General features: G+C 62.5%; 12 protein-coding genes and 3 rRNA genes. 10 read left to right on the forward strand and 5 right to left on the reverse strand.

The genetic code is table 11. The annotated features are described in order from the left end of the window. The first annotated feature begins 127 nt into the window (after nucleotides 1-127). The 4 genes from MYCSP_RS06570 to MYCSP_RS06585 all read left to right on the forward strand — a co-directional run bounded on the left by MYCSP_RS06570 (nucleotide 128) and on the right by MYCSP_RS06585 (nucleotide 6,213). Nucleotides 128-1,643, forward strand: a 16S ribosomal RNA gene (locus tag MYCSP_RS06570). A 298-nt stretch (nucleotides 1,644-1,941) separates the two neighbouring features. Continuing rightward, a 23S ribosomal RNA gene (locus MYCSP_RS06575) occupies nucleotides 1,942-5,055 on the forward strand. Between the two features lie 78 nt (nucleotides 5,056-5,133). After that, a 5S ribosomal RNA gene (gene rrf / locus MYCSP_RS06580) occupies nucleotides 5,134-5,250 on the forward strand. The 16S, 23S and 5S rRNA genes sit together here, the layout of an rRNA operon. A gap of 93 nt (nucleotides 5,251-5,343) precedes the next feature. After that, nucleotides 5,344-6,213, forward strand: coding sequence for a DUF4436 domain-containing protein (locus tag MYCSP_RS06585; RefSeq protein ID WP_070911378.1), 870 nt, complete (start codon nucleotides 5,344-5,346; stop codon nucleotides 6,211-6,213). On the opposite strand, the gene MYCSP_RS06590 is transcribed toward MYCSP_RS06585, so the two are convergent. Next, nucleotides 6,210-7,817: an adenylate/guanylate cyclase domain-containing protein gene (locus MYCSP_RS06590; RefSeq protein WP_070911377.1), complete on the reverse strand. Its 1,608-nt coding sequence runs from the start codon at nucleotides 7,815-7,817 to the stop codon at nucleotides 6,210-6,212. The genes MYCSP_RS06585 and MYCSP_RS06590 overlap by 4 nt on opposite strands. Nucleotides 7,818-7,853: 36 nt before the next feature. Here MYCSP_RS06590 and nucS point away from each other — a divergent pair, with 36 nt between their 5' ends. Together nucS and MYCSP_RS06600 are read left to right on the forward strand one after the other, a co-directional pair. Further along, entirely contained in the window at nucleotides 7,854-8,522 is a 669-nt protein-coding gene (gene nucS, locus MYCSP_RS06595) for an endonuclease NucS (RefSeq protein WP_070911376.1), read from the forward strand. A gap of 1 nt (nucleotide 8,523) precedes the next feature. Next, nucleotides 8,524-8,823, forward strand: coding sequence for a hypothetical protein (locus MYCSP_RS06600; RefSeq protein ID WP_083013923.1), 300 nt, complete (start codon nucleotides 8,524-8,526; stop codon nucleotides 8,821-8,823). Here the strand turns inward: MYCSP_RS06600 and mce are convergent. Then, complete coding sequence (gene mce / locus MYCSP_RS06605; protein WP_083013924.1) at nucleotides 8,820-9,293, reverse strand: methylmalonyl-CoA epimerase; 474 nt, start codon at nucleotides 9,291-9,293, stop codon at nucleotides 8,820-8,822. The two genes, MYCSP_RS06600 and mce, sit on opposite strands and share 4 nt — an antisense overlap. Nucleotides 9,294-9,355: 62 nt before the next feature. On the opposite strand from mce, the gene MYCSP_RS06610 reads away from it, so the two are divergent. The 3 genes from MYCSP_RS06610 to MYCSP_RS06620 all read left to right on the forward strand — a co-directional run bounded on the left by MYCSP_RS06610 (nucleotide 9,356) and on the right by MYCSP_RS06620 (nucleotide 11,914). After that, complete coding sequence (locus MYCSP_RS06610; protein WP_083013925.1) at nucleotides 9,356-10,543, forward strand: acetyl-CoA C-acetyltransferase; 1,188 nt, start codon at nucleotides 9,356-9,358, stop codon at nucleotides 10,541-10,543. Between the two features lie 62 nt (nucleotides 10,544-10,605). Beyond that, nucleotides 10,606-10,959 (forward strand): DUF3817 domain-containing protein, encoded by a 354-nt coding sequence (locus tag MYCSP_RS06615; protein ID WP_083013926.1) that lies wholly within the window; start codon nucleotides 10,606-10,608, stop codon nucleotides 10,957-10,959. A gap of 34 nt (nucleotides 10,960-10,993) precedes the next feature. Continuing rightward, a complete protein-coding gene (locus MYCSP_RS06620; protein ID WP_088413429.1) occupies nucleotides 10,994-11,914 on the forward strand; it encodes a co-chaperone YbbN in 921 nt (306 codons plus the stop codon). A 31-nt stretch (nucleotides 11,915-11,945) separates the two neighbouring features. On the opposite strand, the gene MYCSP_RS06625 is transcribed toward MYCSP_RS06620, so the two are convergent. The 3 genes from MYCSP_RS06625 to MYCSP_RS06635 are packed head-to-tail and all read right to left on the reverse strand — an operon-like array spanning nucleotide 11,946 to nucleotide 17,738. After that, nucleotides 11,946-13,400 (reverse strand): neutral zinc metallopeptidase, encoded by a 1,455-nt coding sequence (locus MYCSP_RS06625; protein ID WP_070911370.1) that lies wholly within the window; start codon nucleotides 13,398-13,400, stop codon nucleotides 11,946-11,948. A 52-nt stretch (nucleotides 13,401-13,452) separates the two neighbouring features. Beyond that, entirely contained in the window at nucleotides 13,453-15,669 is a 2,217-nt protein-coding gene (gene glgB, locus MYCSP_RS06630) for a 1,4-alpha-glucan branching protein GlgB (RefSeq protein ID WP_088413430.1), read from the reverse strand. Then, nucleotides 15,666-17,738: a maltotransferase domain-containing protein gene (locus MYCSP_RS06635; RefSeq protein WP_088415485.1), complete on the reverse strand. Its 2,073-nt coding sequence runs from the start codon at nucleotides 17,736-17,738 to the stop codon at nucleotides 15,666-15,668. The genes glgB and MYCSP_RS06635 overlap by 4 nt, the downstream gene beginning before the upstream one ends. A 191-nt stretch (nucleotides 17,739-17,929) precedes the next feature. On the opposite strand from MYCSP_RS06635, the gene glgP reads away from it, so the two are divergent. Next, the gene (gene glgP / locus MYCSP_RS06640; RefSeq protein ID WP_083013929.1) at nucleotides 17,930-20,548 is read left to right on the forward strand and encodes an alpha-glucan family phosphorylase; all 2,619 of its coding nucleotides are present in this window, start codon (nucleotides 17,930-17,932) and stop codon (nucleotides 20,546-20,548) included. The last annotated feature ends 7 nt before the right edge of the window (nucleotides 20,549-20,555 follow it).

The following is a 20,555-nucleotide window of genomic DNA, read 5'->3' on the forward strand; positions in this document are numbered from 1 at the left end:
TTCCCGAATTCATAGCCACAACAAATAAATGTGTTGTTTGAGAACTCAATAGTGTGTCAGTGTTTACATAGACATTTTTTATGTCGATAACAATTCTTTTGACAGTTGTTTTGCCGGGATTAAATTTTGTTTGGAGAGTTTGATCCTGGCTCAGGACGAACGCTGGCGGCGTGCTTAACACATGCAAGTCGAACGGAAAGGCCCTTCGGGGTACTCGAGTGGCGAACGGGTGAGTAACACGTGGGTGATCTGCCCTGCACTCTGGGATAAGCCTGGGAAACTGGGTCTAATACCGGATAGGACCACACACTTCATGGTGAGTGGTGCAAAGCTTTTGCGGTGTGGGATGAGCCCGCGGCCTATCAGCTTGTTGGTGGGGTAATGGCCCACCAAGGCGACGACGGGTAGCCGGCCTGAGAGGGTGACCGGCCACACTGGGACTGAGATACGGCCCAGACTCCTACGGGAGGCAGCAGTGGGGAATATTGCACAATGGGCGCAAGCCTGATGCAGCGACGCCGCGTGAGGGATGACGGCCTTCGGGTTGTAAACCTCTTTCAGTAGGGACGAAGCGAAAGTGACGGTACCTACAGAAGAAGGACCGGCCAACTACGTGCCAGCAGCCGCGGTAATACGTAGGGTCCGAGCGTTGTCCGGAATTACTGGGCGTAAAGAGCTCGTAGGTGGTTTGTCGCGTTGTTCGTGAAAACTCACAGCTTAACTGTGGGCGTGCGGGCGATACGGGCAGACTAGAGTACTGCAGGGGAGACTGGAATTCCTGGTGTAGCGGTGGAATGCGCAGATATCAGGAGGAACACCGGTGGCGAAGGCGGGTCTCTGGGCAGTAACTGACGCTGAGGAGCGAAAGCGTGGGTAGCGAACAGGATTAGATACCCTGGTAGTCCACGCCGTAAACGGTGGGTACTAGGTGTGGGTTTCCTTCCTTGGGATCCGTGCCGTAGCTAACGCATTAAGTACCCCGCCTGGGGAGTACGGTCGCAAGACTAAAACTCAAAGGAATTGACGGGGGCCCGCACAAGCGGCGGAGCATGTGGATTAATTCGATGCAACGCGAAGAACCTTACCTGGGTTTGACATGCACAGGACGTACCTAGAGATAGGTATTCCCTTGTGGCCTGTGTGCAGGTGGTGCATGGCTGTCGTCAGCTCGTGTCGTGAGATGTTGGGTTAAGTCCCGCAACGAGCGCAACCCTTGTCCTATGTTGCCAGCGGGTAATGCCGGGGACTCGTAGGAGACTGCCGGGGTCAACTCGGAGGAAGGTGGGGATGACGTCAAGTCATCATGCCCCTTATGTCCAGGGCTTCACACATGCTACAATGGCCAGTACAGAGGGCTGCGAAGCCGCAAGGTGGAGCGAATCCCTTAAAGCTGGTCTCAGTTCGGATTGGGGTCTGCAACTCGACCCCATGAAGTCGGAGTCGCTAGTAATCGCAGATCAGCAACGCTGCGGTGAATACGTTCCCGGGCCTTGTACACACCGCCCGTCACGTCATGAAAGTCGGTAACACCCGAAGCCAGTGGCCTAACCTTTTGGAGGGAGCTGTCGAAGGTGGGATCGGCGATTGGGACGAAGTCGTAACAAGGTAGCCGTACCGGAAGGTGCGGCTGGATCACCTCCTTTCTAAGGAGCACCATTTCCCAGTCGAATGAACTCGGGAACATAAAGTGAGTATCTGTAGTGGATACCTACTTGGTGAATATGTTTTGTAAATCCTGTCCACCCCGTGGATAGGTAGTCGGCAAAACGTCGGACTGTCATAAGAATTGAAACGCTGGCACACTGTTGGGTCCTGAGGCAACACATTGTGTTGTCACCCTGCTTGGTGGTGGGGTGTGGTCTTTGACTTATGGATAGTGGTTGCGAGCATCTAAACATAGCCTCGCTCGTTTTCGAGTGAGGCTGGTTTTTGCAATTTATTAGCTAAGTTCTTAAGGGCGCATGGTGAATGCCTTGGCACTAGAAGCCGAAGAAGGACGTAGGAGGCTGCGATAAGCCTCGGGGAGCTGCCAACCGAGCTTTGATCCGAGGATGTCCGAATGGGGAAACCCAGCACGAGTGATGTCGTGTTACCCACTGCTGAATATATAGGCTTTGGGAGGAAACGCGGGGAAGTGAAACATCTCAGTACCCGTAGGAAGAGAAAACAACCGTGATTCCGTGAGTAGTGGCGAGCGAAAGCGGAAGATGGCTAAACCGCATGCATGTGATACCTGGTAGGGGTTGTGTGTGCGGGGTTGTGGGAGTTGTACTTGCCGGTTCTACCAGGCCGGCGGACAGTAAAAAAGTGTCGCGATTAGCGGAAGTGGTCTGGGACGGCCCGCCGCAGACGGTGAGAGTCCGGTACGCGAAAATCCGACACCTGTCTCGTACTTCATCCCGAGTAGCAGCGGGCTCGTGGAATCTGCTGTGAATCTGCCGGGACCACCCGGTAAGCCTAAATACTCTCTAGTGACCGATAGCGGATTAGTACCGTGAGGGAATGGTGAAAAGTACCCCGGGAGGGGAGTGAAATAGTACCTGAAACCATGTGCCTACAATCCGTCAAAGCCTCCTTGTGGGGTGATGGCGTGCCTTTTGAAGAATGAGCCTGCGAGTCAGGGACACGTCGCGAGGTTAACCCGTGTGGGGTAGCCGTAGCGAAAGCGAGTCTGAATAGGGCGCCCATAGTGGCGTGTTCTGGACCCGAAGCGGAGTGATCTACCCATGGCCAGGGTGAAGCGGCGGTAAGACGCCGTGGAGGCCCGAACCCACTTAGGTTGAAGACTGAGGGGATGAGCTGTGGGTAGGGGTGAAAGGCCAATCAAACTCCGTGATAGCTGGTTCTCCCCGAAATGCATTTAGGTGCAGCGTCGCGCGTTTCTTGTTGGAGGTAGAGCTACTGGATGGCCGATGGGCCCTACTAGGTTACTGACGTCAGCCAAACTCCGAATGCCAATAAGTTAGAGCGCGGCAGTGAGACGGCGGGGGAGAAGCTCCGTACGTCGAGAGGGAAACAGCCCAGATCGCCGGCTAAGGCCCCTAAGCGTGTACTAAGTGGAAAAGGATGTGCAGTCGCGAAGACAACCAGGAGGTTGGCTTAGAAGCAGCCACCCTTGAAAGAGTGCGTAATAGCTCACTGGTCAAGTGATTGTGCGCCGACAATGTAGCGGGGCTCAAGTACACCGCCGAAGCCGCGGCATTCATGCAATACATTCCCTTCGGGGCAGTGGCATGGATGGGTAGGGGAGCGTCCTGCACCCAGCGAAGCTGCGGAGTAATCCAGCAGTGGAGGGTGCGGGAGTGAGAATGCAGGCATGAGTAGCGACAGGCAAGTGAGAAACTTGCCCGCCGAATGACCAAGGGTTCCTGGGCCAGGCTAGTCCTCCCAGGGTAAGTCGGGACCTAAGGCGAGGCCGACAGGCGTAGTCGATGGACAACGGGTTGATATTCCCGTACCCGTGTGTGCGCGCCCATGATGAATCATCGGTACTAACCGCCCAAACGGTTCTAGATCAATCTCTTCGGAGTGCGACGTGAACCCGCTGCGTGGGACCAACGGTGGTAGTAGTCAAGCGATGGGGTGACGCAGGAAGGTAGCTGTACTGGTTAGTGGTTATACCGGAGCAAGCCCGTAGGACGACATCTAGGCAAATCCGGATGTCATATGTCTGAGAGGTGACGCATAGCCGATTGAGGCGAATTCAGTGATCCTATGCTGCCAAGAAAAGCCTCTAGTGAGTTCACACACGGCCCGTACCCCAAACCAACACAGGTGGTCAGGTAGAGAATACTAAGGCGTACGAGATAACTATGGTTAAGGAACTCGGCAAAATACCCCCGTAACTTCGGGAGAAGGGGGACCTCGCTTGGTGACCGGACTTGCTCCGTGAGCTGATCGGGGTCGCAGAGACCAGTGAGAAGCGACTGTTTACTAAAAACACAGGTCCGTGCGAAGTCGCAAGACGATGTATACGGACTGACGCCTGCCCGGTGCTGGAAGGTTAAGAGGACCCGTTAACCCTTGGGTGAAGCGGAGAATTTAAGCCCCAGTAAACGGCGGTGGTAACTATAACCATCCTAAGGTAGCGAAATTCCTTGTCGGGTAAGTTCCGACCTGCACGAATGGCGTAACGACTTCTCAACTGTCTCAACCATAGACTCGGCGAAATTGCACTACGAGTAAAGATGCTCGTTACGCGCGGCAGGACGAAAAGACCCCGGGACCTTCACTATAGCTTGGTATTGGCGTTTGGTTCGGTTTGTGTAGGATAGGTGGGAGACTGTGAAGCAGGCACGCCAGTGTTTGTGGAGTCATCGTTGAAATACCACTCTGATCGTATTGAACCTCTAACCTCGGACCGTATATCCGGTCCAGGGACAGTGCCTGGTGGGTAGTTTAACTGGGGCGGTTGCCTCCCAAAATGTAACGGAGGCGCCCAAAGGTTCCCTCAACCTGGACGGCAATCAGGTGTTGAGTGCAAGTGCACAAGGGAGCTTGACTGCGAGACTTACAAGTCGAGCAGGGACGAAAGTCGGGACTAGTGATCCGGCACCTCTGAGTGGAAGGGGTGTCGCTCAACGGATAAAAGGTACCCCGGGGATAACAGGCTGATCTTCCCCAAGAGTCCATATCGACGGGATGGTTTGGCACCTCGATGTCGGCTCGTCGCATCCTGGGGCTGGAGCAGGTCCCAAGGGTTGGGCTGTTCGCCCATTAAAGCGGCACGCGAGCTGGGTTTAGAACGTCGTGAGACAGTTCGGTCTCTATCCGCCGCGCGCGTCAGAAACTTGAGGAAACCTGTCCCTAGTACGAGAGGACCGGGACGGACGAACCTCTGGTGTACCAGTTGTTCCACCAGGAGCACGGCTGGATAGCTACGTTCGGACAGGATAACCGCTGAAAGCATCTAAGCGGGAAACCTATTCCAAGACCAGGTTTCTTACCCTTTTAGAGGGATAAGGTCACCCACAGACTATGGGTTCAATAGGCCAGACCTGCAAGCGTAGTAATACGTTCAGGGAACTGGCACTAATCGACCGAAAACTTACTAATAAATCGCAACCACTATTCGTCGTCATCAGACGACCACACTCCACCACCAGATAACTTGTGTTGATCACACGAAAGAGTTACGGCGGCCACAGCGAGAGGGAAACGCCCGGTCCCATCCCGAACCCGGAAGCTAAGCCTCTCAGCGCCGATGGTACTGTTCTCGACACGGAACGGAAGAGTAGGACACCGCCGAACATAAATTGGAAATGCCCCCCAGGAAACTGGGGGGCATTTTCATATTCTGACTGCTAGATTTCTGAAATAGCGTCGCGTAGAGATAGGGATCTTGTGCAGGCATTCAAGGGGCGCTTCAAGTTGAAGCCGGCCGCCACCACTGTGGGTGCAGTGGTAGTTGTGCTGGTCATCTACGTGGGCTTCTTGCTCATCTATCGGATGCTGGATCACCATTCAGGTCCCCCGTCGGCTGATCTGGATCTGTCACGGGACAACGAGACTGTGGTGGTCATTGATCTGCAAGACCTGCGGACAGTGAACAACCGGCTCGATGCCGAGGTCGTGGTGCTACCGGCGAAGACGACTCTCGATGCCTTCGGGCTGCTGAATGCGGACATGTCGGTGCGGCTGGTGTCGTCCCTGGATTATGGCGAGCGGCACTTTCCGCGGGGCACTGTTCCCGCGGCCATGGACGACACCCTGGTCGCGACGGGCGATGCGCAGTCGTGGCCATTCGACGAATACTCGACTGGGAATCTGCGCGCAGAAGTCATGGTGGGTAACGGCGATGGCCGTCGACCCGTGCCCGCACGCATCGAAGTGATCGGGAGCCTGGGCGGATGGCGCGTGTCGACGGAGACATCCCCCGCGCCGGCCGGCAAGGGGGATCAGACCACCGTCACGTTGGTACGTGCCCGCGGCACGCTGGCTTTCGATGTGGGTATCTGCCTGGTGTTGATCACGCTTCCGACGATGGCGCTGATCGTGGCGATCGAGACGGTCAAGGGGCGGAAGAAGTTCCACCCGCCACTGACTACCTGGTTCGGCACAATGCTGTTCGCGATTGTTCCGCTGAGAAACATCCTGCCCGGAGCGCCGCCGCCGGGGGCCTGGATAGACCAGGCTTTGGTGTTATGGGTGCTTATCGCACTGGTCGTGGCGATGGTGCTGTACGTCGAAGCCTGGTGGAAACAGTCCGATTAGACCGGCACCGCGAGTTCGGTCGGTTCGGTGCGCCCACGCAGCGTCACGGTGTCGCCCGAGCGCCAATGCAAAGCCTCGCGGTGGTGAGCGCGCAAGACGGTGTCGAGCGAAGCGACCAAATGGCCCGGCACCGTCTTGGACAGCTCGCAAAGCCGGGCAGCCTCATTGACCGGGTCGCCGATCACGGTGTACTCGAAACGATCATGAGCGCCGACGTTTCCGGCTACCGCCTGCCCCGAGGCGACGCCGATGCCTGCCTGACATTCTGGTACCTCGATCCGTAGCCGGCGCGCGATGGCGCGTGCGGCGGCCAGCGCCTGACTCTCGGGACGGTCCTGCCGGACCGGCGCCCCGAACACCGCGAGGGTGGCATCACCCTCGAACTTGTTGACCATGCCCTCGTAGCGGTCGATCTCTTCGACGACGATGGTGAAGAACCGGTTCAGCAGCGCGACCACCTCGATTGCGGGCCGGGTGGCGGCCAGCTGGGTGGATCCGACGATGTCGGCGAAAAGCACTGCGACATGGCGTTCTTCGCCGCCCAGTTCGGGCTGTTGCAATTCGGCGGCCGCGGCGACCTCGCGGCCCACGTGCTTGCCGAACAGGTCTCTGACCCGTTCACGTTCGCGCAGGCCCTCGACCATGGTGTTGAAGCCCGCCTGCAGTTCACCGAGCTCGGTGCCGTCGTACACGACGAGATCGATATCGAGGTCATTTTGGGCAACGCGCTTGATCGCGGTCTGAACCTCCTTCACCGGCGTCGCCATCAGCCATGATGCGATCCAGATCAGAATGAGCCCGAAGGTCGGAATCGCGCCGGCGATAATGATGACCGCCACCGCGAGCTGGCTCACCGTGAGGTTGTGCAGGACCAGGGCCCCGATCCCGGTTATGACGATGCCCGCCGCGGGCACGCCCGATCCCAGCATCCAGGCAAGCACCGTGCGCACCATCACACCCGAAGCCAGCCTGCGTCGGCGATAGCCTGCCTCCAGTGCGCGGGCGGCGACGGGCCGCATCGCGAATTCGGTGAACAGGTAGTTGGCGGCACAGACCACCGCGCCGCTGAAGCCGACCGCGAAGAAGATCTTCGGGATGTACATCGGGTCATAGAGCCCGTAAAGCAGGGTGAACAACCCCACGCCACCGGCCCACAGCACCGACTGTATGACGGTGAGCCGCCACGGTACCGCGAAGGCGTTGCGCTGGTCGGCCTTGGTCGGTGGGCGCTCGTCCAACGCCCACCGCACTGCTTTGAAGATGCGCCGGGTGCCCCAGACGGCACCGATGAGGACGGCGAGGGCGATGTAGACGGGCACTATGACGAAGTTGACCCAGGCGGGTGCGTCGAAGACGTTGGGTGTGGGGAACGCCACCGTCACCAGCAGAATGACGACGCCGATGCCGATGATATTGGCGGCCACCACAAACACGGTCAGGATCAGCTGGATCCGGATCCGCTGGATGAACGTGCTCTCGTCGGCCGTCCCGAGCAGCCAGGAACCGTAGCCATTGCCGGTGTTGATGTTTCCGGTCTGCCCCGTAATCGCGCCCAAGGCACGGCCCACCCGGCGCGACACTGCGCGAATCGACTCGTTTGCCATAGTTGTAGTCAGCCTATCGCCCGATACAGTGGGCCGGTGCGTCTTGTCGTAGCCCAGTGCACTGTTGACTATGTCGGTCGTTTGACCGCCCATCTACCTTCCGCCAAACGCCTCTTGCTAATCAAGGCCGATGGTTCGGTGAGCGTGCACGCCGACGATCGTGCGTATAAGCCGCTCAACTGGATGAGCCCGCCGTGCTGGCTGACCGAAGAGGCGGGCGACACCACCGTGTGGGTGGTGGAGAACAAGACCGGTGAGCAGCTGCGGATCACCATCGAGAACATCGAACACGACTCGGCCCATGAGCTCGGCGTGGACCCTGGGCTGGTCAAGGACGGTGTGGAGGCGCATCTACAGGAGTTGCTCGCCGAGCATGTCGCTCTGCTTGGAGACGGTTACACCCTGGTGCGTCGCGAGTACATGACCCCGATCGGGCCGGTGGATCTGCTCTGCCGCGACGCCGACGGCGCGACGGTGGCCGTGGAGATCAAGCGCCGCGGCGAAATCGACGGCGTCGAGCAGCTGACCCGTTACCTCGAACTGCTCAACCGGGATACCACGCTTGCTCCGGTCGCCGGGGTCTTCGCCGCGCAACAGATCAAACCCCAGGCTCGCACGCTTGCCGAAGACCGTGGAATCCGTTGCCTGACACTCGATTACGACGCAATGCGAGGAATGGACTCGAACGAGTTCAGGCTGTTCTGAGATGGTTCGTCGGGGAAAGCGGCGTCATCCGCACCGCGAGCCCGGCAGTCCGTCGCCGTCGATCGGCGCAGATCGGATCGAGCAGGGCGCCGACGGCTTCGACTATCACGTGCGGCGCATCGCGGAGGCACGAGCGATCAAGGTCTATCGCTGCCCCGGATGCGATCACGAGATCACGATCGGGGTGGCGCACGTGGTGGTGTGGCCCGTCGACGACAGGGCAGGGGAGGACCGTCGGCACTGGCATGCGCCGTGCTGGACTAACCGCGCCAATCGGAGCCCGACGCGGCGCTGGAGCTAGTGCGACTCGGTGGGCTGCACGAGCTCGATGAGCACGCCGCCGGTGTCCTTGGGGTGCAGGAAGTTGATACGCGAGTTAGCGGTGCCGATGCGGGGCTCGTCGTACAGCACCCGCACGCCCGCGGCGCGCAGCTGATCGGTGAGTGCATCGATATCGGTGACGCGGTAGGCGAGCTGCTGCAGGCCGGCTCCCTTGGTGTTCAGGAACTTGGCGATCGGCGAGGACTCGTTCAGCGGAGCCATCAACTGAATCTGCGCGCTGCCGGGCTCGGCGCCGGGGAAGGACAACATCGCCTCGCGGACGCCTTGCCCCTCGTTGATCTCCTCGTGCACCAGGATCATGCCCAGGTGCTCGTGGTACCACTCGATTGCCGCGTCGAGGTCGGGCACGGCGATACCGACGTGGTCGATGGCAGTCACCAGCCCGGTCGATAGGATCGCGGGTACATCAAGAGGAGACGAAGTCGTCATAACGCAACGGTAACCCGTTCCAGAAAACGGCGTCCAATCAAGAAAGTTACGGAAGGACTCCCATGGCCCCGACAAATAGGTCCGTAATAGTTGCCGGAGCGCGCACGCCCGTTGGCCGGTTCCAGGGGTCGCTGAAGGATTTCTCCGGGGCACAGCTCGGCGGCTTCGCCATTGCCGGTGCACTGGCGAAGGCCAAGGTGGCGCCGTCCGCGGTGGACTACGTGATCATGGGGCAGGTACTCACCGCCGGCGCGGGCCAGATCCCGGCACGTCAGGCCGCGGTTGCCGGCGGAATCGGCATGGACGTCCCGGCGCTCACCATCAACAAGGTGTGCCTGTCCGGCGTGGATGCCATTGCGCTGGCCGACCAGTTGATTCGGGCCGGAGAGTTCGAGGTGGTGGTCGCCGGTGGGCAGGAATCCATGACCAACGCCCCCCACCTGCTGCCCAAGAGCCGGTTCGGGTTCAAGTACGGCGACGTGACGCTCGTGGATCACATGGCCTTTGACGGTCTGCACGATGCCTTCACCGATCAGGCCATGGGCGTGCTGACCGAACAACGCAATGTTTCCGACAAGTTCACCCGTGAGCAGCAGGACGAGTTCGCGGCGCGCTCCCACCAGAATGCTGCCCGTGCCTGGAAGGACGGTGTCTTCGCCGACGAGGTGGTCGCCGTGCAGATTCCGCAGCGCAAAGGCGACCCGATCGAATTCGCCGAGGACGAGGGCATCCGCGCCGACACCACCGCTGCCTCGCTGGCTGGTTTGCGTCCGGCGTTCAGCAAGGAGGGCACGATCACCGCGGGATCGTCCTCGCCGATCTCCGACGGTGCCTGTGCCGTGGTGGTGATGAGCAAGGAGCGCGCCGAGCGCGAGGGGCTGGAGTGGTTGGCCGAGGTCGGTGCACACGGTGTTGTCGCCGGCCCCGATTCCAGCCTGCAGCTGCAGCCGGCCAACGCCATTCGCAAGGCTTGTGAGCGGGAAGGGATTTCGCCCGAGCAGCTGGACCTGGTCGAGATCAACGAGGCGTTCGCGCTGGTGGGGCTCGCCTCGGTCAAGGACCTGGGTATCGACCCCGCCAAGGTCAACGTCAACGGTGGTGCCATCGCGATCGGTCACCCCATCGGGATGTCCGGCGCCCGGATCACGCTGCACCTGGCGCAGGAGCTCAAGCGCCGCGGCGGTGGAATCGGCGTGGCGGCATTGTGCGGTGGCGGCGGTCAGGGTGACGCGCTGATCGTGCGAGTGTGATTTACGACGTACTGTAGTAGGCCTGAGGGAGTGTCGGGGTCCCCATCGGGCAGACTGAGGGCATGACACAGCTTTTCGACCTGCGCAGCACTGCCAGCAGGTTCCGCACCGTCGCGTTGCTCGAGGCCGTCAGCTGGGCGGGACTGCTCACTGGGATGTTCTTCAAGTACGTCCCGGACCCGGGTAACGAGATCGGTGTGAAGGTCTTCGGCTGGATCCACGGCATCGTGTTCATCGCGTACTTGGTGATGGGGTTCCTGGCGGGCCGCGAATATCGCTGGAATCCACTGACCTGGTTGCTCGCGCTGTTAGCTGGGATTGCCCCATTGTGCAGTGTGATCTTTGTCATATGGGCTGATAAGGCGGGCAAATTGCCCGTCGCGGGGACGAATGCGACGGGCGACGCGACGCCGTAGTGCGTAGGCCGCGCGCCGTGACAGACTGGAGAGCGTGACCCGACCACGTCCCGCGATGGCTGCTGCCATGTCCGGAGCCGTCGACCTTTCCGCCCTCAAGCAGCGTGCTCAAGAGCCCGCCGCGCCCCGTGAGCCTTCGGCGGGCGGTGAATGGACCGTCGACGTCACCGAGGCGAATCTCGAAACCGAGGTGCTTGCGCAGTCCAACCGCGTCCCGGTCGTCGTGCTGCTGGGCTCGCCGCGTAGCGAGGCCTCGGCGGCACTCGCCGCCACGCTGGGCGACCTGGTCGCCGAGGACCGCGGCAAGTGGTCCCTGGCGCGGGTCAACGTCGACACCAGCCCGCAGATCGCACAGGTCTTCGGGGTGCAGGCGGTGCCGACGGTGGTGGCAGTGGCCGCAGGCAGGCCCATCACCAGCTTCGCGGGTCCCCAACCGGCAGATCAGCTGCGACGGTGGATCGATTCGATCCTCGACGCGGTCGCCGGCAAGCTGCCCGACGCTCCCGAGTCGGAGGGCGGGGACGTCGAGGAGGCCGTCGACCCGGCGCTGGTTGCCGCGCGGGACGCCCTGGATGCCGGCGACTTCGAGGCGGCCAGTGCCGCCTATCAGGCTCTGCTGGACGGCGGCGCCACCGGCGCGGTGGCAGTAGAGGCAACCGCGTCGGTACGCCAGATCGCATTCTTGGTTCGCGCGACGGCTCAGCGCCAGGATGCGGTGCAGGTCGCCGATGCCACACCGCGCGACATCGACGCGGGGTTGGCCGCCGCCGACGTGGAAGTGCTTTCTCAGCAGCCGGATTCGGCTTTCGACAGGTTGGTGGCGCTGGTGCGTGTTACCAGCGACGATGACCGTGCCACGGTGCGCGCCCGACTGCTGGAACTGTTCGAGCTGTTCGATCCCGCCGACCCTGCGGTGATCGCTGGTCGGCGCAAGCTCGCCAACGCCCTGTTCTGACCTTCCCTGTATCCTGCTGGCGCGGAATCGGTTACGGGAAACGCTTGGCGCAGGTCTGGTCGTTGCCCAGCACGCCGATCCGGTAGGCATCGATGCGGGAGAAGCCGGCCGGTGCCGTCTCGCCCTTGACATCGCTGGAAGCCCTGCCGCTGGAAAGCAATTCGGAGACAGCCTCGTCGAGGTCGCCGCCGGAGAGGATCACCGGCGCACGCGGGGTCACGATGCCCCGGCCCGCGGCACGCGCGGTGAAATACCCCGTCAGGCATGCCGTGCGTAGCCCGGTCATGATGCCTTCGGTCTCCAGCCCCGCGGCCTTCTCCGCGGCCAGCGCATAACGCGAGACGATCACGCTGAATGCCGAGTAGTCACCGTTGACTTGCGCCGAGAACAGCGCCCGGTCCGACACGGGCGTTGCCATCTTCTGCAGCGCCTTGGGATCCAGCGCGATCGTGTTGTCCGTGGGGCAGTACGAGGCAGGTGCCGTGCCCGTGCCGTCGGAGCATTTCCCGTCGCCGTAGACGGTCTTGGGCGGGTTGTCCATGGGAAACACCTGCGCGGCTGCGGCCAGCACCACGTCGATGGTGTCTTGCTTGATGGGCCAGTTGTCGCCGTTGGGGCCCACCCCCAGACCCTTCGGCAGCTCGCCCCGGCGCTTGAGGATCTCGCGGGCGTCGATGCGCTTGCAGGCCATGGGCCCGTCGGTGAATCCGAACTGGAAGGCCGACACCCGCTCGAAGGCCGACCCGTGGATCGCCCACTTCTTACTGGTGTCGTTGTCGCGGATGGCGATCATTGCCGCCATCACCTTGTTGAGCCCGTCGGCGGTGTTCAGGGTGAATCGCGGCGAATCGCCCTGGGTGACCCAACGCAGATAGGCCCCGGCGAAGCAGTCGGCCTGCTGCTCCTGGTTGAGATCCATGAGGTACTCGACCTGGTCCTTGCTCATCTTCGGATCGTCGATCGGGTTGATGAGCTGAGCGTGGTACTGGATCGAGTGCCCGTACTCGTGGGCCATGACGGTGTTCATGGCCATATCGCCCATCTGCTTGCGCAGGTAGGGGAAAAGCTGACCGCGATCCCATGCGAACGAGTTGTCCAGCGGGCAGAACGCGGCGTTGATGAAACCGTTCAGGTTGCCTCGGCAGAACTCGAGATCTTCGTTGTCCTCGCGGGAATCGACGGAGATGAGCAGGGACACCGGCCGGAAGTTGGCGAACGAATCGCCGTAGAACTGCGTCCAGAACTCCTCGATATCGGCCAGGGAGACCTTGACGTAATCGTCGATCTGGCCGTTGTCGGTGTTCTCGATCGCGCGTTTGGGGACCTGCACCCCGGGCTTCATGCCCGAGGGACCGTCGACGGCGGGCATGCCGGCCACCCGCAGGGGGTCTGCGTAGATCGATTGGGGTTGGCCACCGAGCGGACGGCCACACGATGTGGTCACGAGCACCAGCCCCACCAGCAGTGCCATCCAGCGTTTGGACATCGAGCCACCCCTTTAGATACGCGATCGTGCGTCTAGCGCATCCTAATGTTTTCTACAGGTCCTCTGACACGGGTTCCAACCAGATCGCCGCGGCGGGCGGCAGCGCCAGCGTGGCCGAGGCGGGACGGCCGTGCCAAGGGTTGGCCGAAGCGTTGACCTCGCCGAGGTTGCCGACTCCGCTGCCCCGGTACTGCACCGCGTCGGTGTTGATGACCTCGCGCCAGCGACCGGTGAGGGGCAGCCCCACCCGGTAGCTGCTGTGCTCGACGCCCGCGAAGTTGAAGATGCATGCCAGCACCGAGCCGTCGTCGCCGAAGCGCAGGAAGCTCAGCACATTGTTGGCCGAGTCGTTGGCGTCGATCCACGAATACCCTTGCGGCGCGGTGTCTTGTGACCACAACGCGCGCCGCCGCTGGTACGCGGAGTTCAGATCGGCCGTCAGCGCTGCGATGCCCGCCGAGTACCCGTCCTCGTCCAGCTGGAACCAGTCGACACCGCGCTCATCGGACCATTCGGCGCGCTGGCCGAATTCCTGCCCCATGAACAGCAGTTGCTTTCCTGGATGTGCCCACATGTATGCCAGCAGGCAGCGCAGTCCGGCGGCCTTGGCGTGGTCGTCGCCCGGGATGCGGGTCCACAGCGTGCCCTTGCCGTGCACCACCTCGTCATGGCTGATGGGCAGCACGAAGTTCTCGCTGAACGCGTACAGCATCGAGAAGGTCATCTCGTGGTGATGGAAGCTGCGGTGGATGGGATCGCGCCCCAGATAGCCCAGGGTGTCATGCATCCACCCCATGTTCCACTTCATGGAAAAGCCAAGGCCGCCAAGATTGGTCGCCCGCGTGACGCCGGGCCAGGATGTGGACTCCTCGGCCACGGTGACGATCCCGGGATGCAGCTTGTGCACCGTGGCGTTCATCTCCTGCAGGAACTGCACGGCCTCGAGGTTTTCGCGACCGCCGTGGACGTTGGGTGTCCATCCACCCTCGGGGCGCGAATAGTCCAGGTAGAGCATCGATGCGACGGCATCCACGCGAAGCCCGTCGATGTGGAATTGGTCGAGCCAGAACAGGGCGTTGGCAACCAGGAAGTTGCGCACCTCGGGACGGCCGAAGTCGAAAACGTATGTGCCCCAGTCCAGCTGTTCGGCGCGGTGGGGATCGGCGTGCTCGTACAGAGGTGTCCCGTCGAAGCGGGCAAGGGCCCACGCGTCTTTGGGGAAATGTGCAGGCACCCAGTCGACGATCACTCCGATACCGGCCCTGTGCAGGGCATCGACCAGGTACCGGAAGTCGTCGGGCGTACCGAGTCGCGAGGTCGGAGCGTAGTAGGACGTCACCTGGTAGCCCCAGGATCCGCCGAAGGGGTGTTCGGCCACCGGCAGCAGCTCGACGTGAGTGAATCCTTGCACCAGAACGTATTCAGTGAGCTCGTGGGCCAGCTCGCGGTAGGTGAGTCCGGGACGCCAGGACGCCAGATGCACCTCGTAGGTGCTCATCGGCTCGAACACCGGGTTGCTCGAGGTGCGCCGTGACATCCATTCGCCGTCTTCCCAGGAATACGACGAGGTGGTGACGCGCGATGCGGTGGCGGGGGGTTTCTCGGTCGCGAAGGCGAAGGGATCGGCACGATCGGTCACCGATCCGTCGGCGCCGTGCACCCGGAACTTGTACAGCGCGCCGAGCACCATGCCGGGCCAGAACAGCTCCCAGACCCCTGACGATCCCAGCGTTCGCATGGGGGCGTCATTTCCGTTCCATCCGTTGAAATCGCCGATCAGCGAGACGCCGCGCGCGTTGGGCGCCCAGACCGCGAAGGAGATGCCGCTGACCTCGCCATCGGCAGTGACGAACGAGCGGGGATGTGCGCCAAGGATTTCCCAGAGCCGCTCGTGCCGACCCTCGTTGAACAGGTGAAGGTCCACCTCGCCGAGGGTGGGCAAGAACCGGTAGGCGTCGGCGATGACAAGCGATGTGCCGCCGTAGTCGACGTCGAGTCGGTAGTCCAGGAGGTTCAGGAAGGGCAGGGCCACGGCGAACAGACCCGACCCGATATCGGCCATCGGATGGGTCTCGTTGCCGACCAGAGCGGCGACGGTGGCTGCTCCCGGCTTGAACGCACGAATGACGGTGTGTCCCTTGCCGCCGGGGATGGGATATTCGTGCGCGCCGAGTATCGAATGCGGATTGTGGTGCGTACCCGCGGCCAGTCTGGCGATATCGGCACGATCCGGTGCCAAGATCGGTGATGCGGCGCTGTTCTTGGTCATGGGCGGTACACCAGGTGCGTGCGGGCGGGTTCGCGAACCTGCGGCAGGTTGAGGATGTGCGCTACTTGTCGAGACGGGTCGAGTCGCACATAGTTGGCTTGGCCCCACCGATATTGCTCACCGGTGAGTTCGTCACGTACCCAGAAGGTTTCGTGCCAGTCGAGACCGAGTGCGGGCAGATCGAGCCAGATGGTGCCGTCCTCGGGGCCGAAGGGGTTCAGATTCACCACAATCAGGACCGCATCACCGGTGACCGGGTCGAACTTGGAGTATGCCAACAGGGCGTCGTTCTCGACGTGATGGAAGGTAATGTTGCGCAGCTGATGCAGGGCCGGGTGCAGCCGGCGGATCTCGTTGAGTCGGGTGATGAACGGTTCCAACGATTCATCGCGGGCAGCGGCGCCTTTGTAGTCGCGAGGGCGCAGTTGGTACTTCTCCGAGTCGAGGTATTCCTCGCTGCCTTCGCGCAGCGGAACATGTTCGTAGAGTTCGTATCCTGAGTACACACCCCAGGTGGGGCTGAGTGTGCCCGCCAGGACGGCGCGGATGGCGAACATGCCCGGCCCGCCGTGCTGCAAGCTGGCGTGCAGGATGTCCGGGGTGTTGACGAAGAGGTTCGGGCGCGCCAGGTCCGCCTGCGCGGCAATCTCCCTGCCGAAGTCGGCGATCTCGGATTTTCCGGTGCGCCAGGTGAAGTAGGTATACGACTGGGTGAAGCCCAGCCGGGCCAGGCCGTACAACCGGGCCGGCCGAGTGAATGCCTCGGAGAGAAACAAGACATCGGGATCGGCCGCCTTGACCTCGCCGATCAGCCACTGCCAGAAGTCGGGCGGCTTGGTGTGGGGGTTGTCCACACGGAATATCTTGACGCCGTGAGCAACCCAGTGTTGAACCACGCGCAGGACCTCGGTGTACAGCCCCGCCGGATCGGCGTCGAAGTTCAGGGGATAGATGTCTTGATATTTCTTCGGCGGGTTCTCGGCGTAGGCGATGGTGCCGTCGGGGAGTTCGGTGAACCACTCGGGATGCGCGCTCACCCAGGGATGATCCGGTGCGCATTGCAAGGCCAGGTCCAGCGCCACCTCCATGCCGAGCTTGCGTGCGGTGGAGACGAATCGGTCGAAATCCTTGAGCGTGCCGAGCTCGGGGTTTATCGCGTCGTGGCCACCGGCGGCGCTACCGATTGCCCACGGTGAGCCCACCTCGCCGGGTTCGGCGACCGGATTGTTGTTACGGCCCTTACGGTTTACCTCGCCGATCGGATGAATCGGTGGCAGGTAGACCACATCGAATCCCATCGCGGCCACGCGCGCGAGATCGGCCGCAGCGGTCGCGAGGGTGCCGTGCATGGGCCGCCCGTCGGGTCCGACTCCACCGGTGGAACGCGGAAACAGCTCGTACCAGGAGCCGTACAGCGCGCGGGTGCGATCGACCCAGATACCGTATTGGGTTCCGCGAGTGAGCAGGTCGCGCAGCGGGAACTCGTCCAGCAACGTCAGCGTTTCCGGGGACAGCGCGTGTTGGAACCGCGCGCCTGGATCATCCTGCGTACGCAGCACTTCCGCGGAATCCACGAGGGGTTGGCGGCGCTTGCGCGGCACTCCGGCCGCGGCCCGCTCGAACAATCGGGCACCGATCTCCAGGTCGTTGGCCAATTCTGCGGCGCCCTGCCCGGCCTCCAGCTTGGCCGCGACATTGTGCCGCCAGGTAGCGACCGGATCGCCCCAGCCGTCGACACGGAAAGTCCACAACCCTTCCCGGTCCGGCACGAAGCTGGCGTGAAAGCGGTCGAGGGCCCCTCCCGGGTGCATCGGGACATGCAGCGGCTTGATACGCGTGGCGTTCTTGTCCTTGTCGCGTGGGGCCGAGATCCGGCGCAGTGGGCCTTCGGAGAGCTGCGGGTAGTGGGGGCCCAGGCAGCGCACCACTAGGGTCGCGGCCACGGCGTCGTGGCCTTCCCGCCAGACGGTTGCGGCCACGGGCACGACCTCACCCACGACGGCCTTGGCCGGATAGCGTCCACCCGCGATCACGGGGGCGACATCGTCGATGCCTATGCGTCCGGTCACCACGTCCACCGTAGTAGAAGGGCTCTTACGGCGCGGTATAGAAGTGGGCACGGAACCGTCACCGACACGCCCGCTTGTGGCGGCAACGTGCGATACGGAACCGCCACAACACGGCGTGTCGGCGCGGACGTGTCGGTGCGGAATTGCCGCCGGGCATGCGGACGAGCGAAATCTCAGTAAAGTTCTGAAGGGTGAAAGCCCTACGTCGATTCACGGTTCGTGCCCATCTTCCGGAGCGGTTGGCGGCGCTGGGCGAGTTGTCGAACAACCTGCGCTGGTCATGGCATCAACCCACCAGGGATCTGTTCGCCGATATCGACCACCAGTTGTGGGAGCAGACCAACCACGATCCGGTTGCGGTCATGGGATCGGTGCCCGCGCAGCGGCTCGACGAACTGGCCGCCGACGATGGCTTTGTCGACAGGGTGGCGGCTCTCGCGGGTGATTTGCACGACTACCTCAATCGGCCGATGTGGTACCAGCGCCAGCTCGAGCGGGGCCAGGAAGACGACGCGGGCGCCCCCGACTTACCGTCCGCGATCGCCTACTTCTCGATGGAGTTCGGTGTCTCCGAAGTGCTGCCGAACTACTCCGGTGGTCTGGGGATTCTGGCCGGCGACCACCTCAAGGCCGCCTCCGATCTGGGGCTGCCGCTTGTCGCGGTGGGGCTGCACTACCGCTCGGGGTACTTCCGTCAATCGTTGACCGCTGATGGTTGGCAGACCGAGCAGTATCCGCTGATCGACCCGGCGGGCCTGCCCCTGCGCTTGTTGGCGCACGAGGATGGCACCCCGATTCTCGTCACGGTGCCGATGCCGCAGGACCGGGTGCTCTCGGCGCGCATCTGGGTTGCCCAGGTGGGCCGGATTCCCTTGCTGCTCTTGGATTCCGATATCGCCGAGAACGATCGGGAGCTGCGGTACGTCACCGACCGGCTGTACGGCGGCGATCAGGATCACCGCATCAAGCAGGAGATCCTGGCCGGAATCGGCGGTGTGCGCGCCATCCGTGCCTATGTGGCCTCGACCGGCTCGCCAGCGCCCGAGGTGTTCCACACCAACGAGGGACATGCCGGATTCCTGGGGCTCGAGCGCATCCGGGAGTACATCGGACAGCATGGCTTGGACGTCGAGACAGCCCTGACGGTGGTTCGGTCCAGCACCGTGTTCACCACCCACACACCGGTTCCCGCCGGTATCGACAGATTCCCGGTCGACCTGGTGCGGCGGTATTTCGGTGAATCCGGCGACTCAACCCTGCTGCCCGGCCTCCCGGTGGACCGCATCATCGCCCTGGGGGCCGAGGACGACCCCTCCACGTTCAACATGGCCCACATGGGGCTGCGGTTGGCCCAGCGCGCCAATGGCGTCTCGTTACTGCACGGCCAGGTGAGCCGGTCCATGTTCAACGGGCTGTGGCCGTCGTTCGACGCCGCGGAGGTGCCCATCGGCTCGATCACCAACGGTGTGCACGCTCCCACGTGGGCAGCCCCGCAATGGCTGGAACTCGGGCAGCAACTGGTGGGTGCCGAGGCATTCAACGACGCCAGTGGATGGGAACGCATCCACGAGGTGGACCCCGGACACATTTGGTGGATTCGCTCGCAGCTGCGTGAGCAGCTGATTCAGGACGTGCGCCGGCGGATCCGCGCATCGTGGCTGCAGCGCGGTGCCGCCGAAGCCGAATTGGGCTGGGTGGACAGTGCCTTCGACCCGGGTGTGCTGACCATCGGGTTCGCCCGCAGAGTCCCGACGTACAAGCGGCTCACGCTGATGCTGCGCAACCCGGAGCGGCTGCGCGAGTTGCTCCTCGACGAGAAACATCCGGTGCAGCTCATCGTGGCCGGTAAGTCGCATCCCGCCGACGACGGCGGCAAGGGGCTCATCCAGCAGATCGTGAGATTCGCCGACCAGGCCGATGTGCGGCACCGGATCACCTTCCTGCCCGATTACGACATGTCGATGGCCCGCTACCTGTATTTCGGCTGCGACGTGTGGCTCAACAATCCGTTGCGCCCGCTGGAGGCATGCGGCACCTCGGGCATGAAGAGCGCCCTCAACGGTGGGCTCAACCTGTCCATCCGCGATGGTTGGTGGGACGAGTGGTACGACGGTGAAAACGGTTGGGAAATACCAACTGCCGACGGGGTAACCGACGACGCCCGGCGCGACGACCTGGAGGCCGCTGCGCTGTACGAGCTGTTGGCGCAGAAGGTGGCGCCCAAGTTCTACGAACGCGATGAGCATGGCACTCCGCAGCGGTGGGTCGAGATGGTGCGTCACACTCTGGAAAAGCTCGGGCCAAAAGTGTTGGCATCCAGAATGGTTCGTGATTACACCGTCGGCTACTACGCCCCGGCGGCTGCCTCGTTGCGTGCCACGGTAGGTGCCGACGAGTCCTTTGCCCCGGCCAAGGAGTTGGCGCGCTATCGCGAACGAGTGCAGCAGGTATGGCCGTCCCTGGTCATCACCGAGGTCGACAGTTCGGGTCTGCCCGACACCCCGTTGCTGGGATCGCCGTTGACGCTCACCGCGTCCGTGCAGCTGTCCGGGCTGGCGCCGTCGGAGGTCGCGGTGCAGGCCGTGATCGGGCGAGTTGACTTGGACGACAAGCTCTCCGACTCGGAGATCGTCCCGATGACTCACACCGGAAGCCGTGGCGGCGGCGTGGAGACCTTCTCCACCACTACGACCCTGCCGGTCTCGGGATCGGTGGGCTACACGGTGCGGGTGCTTCCGCACCATCCGCTGCTGGCCGGCGATAGCGAGCTGGGCCTGGCGGTGCTGGCCGCCAGCGACCTGGAGCACTGACCCGGGG

The organism is Mycobacteroides saopaulense, from assembly GCF_001456355.1.
In the GTDB taxonomy this organism is placed as follows: domain Bacteria; phylum Actinomycetota; class Actinomycetes; order Mycobacteriales; family Mycobacteriaceae; genus Mycobacterium; species Mycobacterium saopaulense.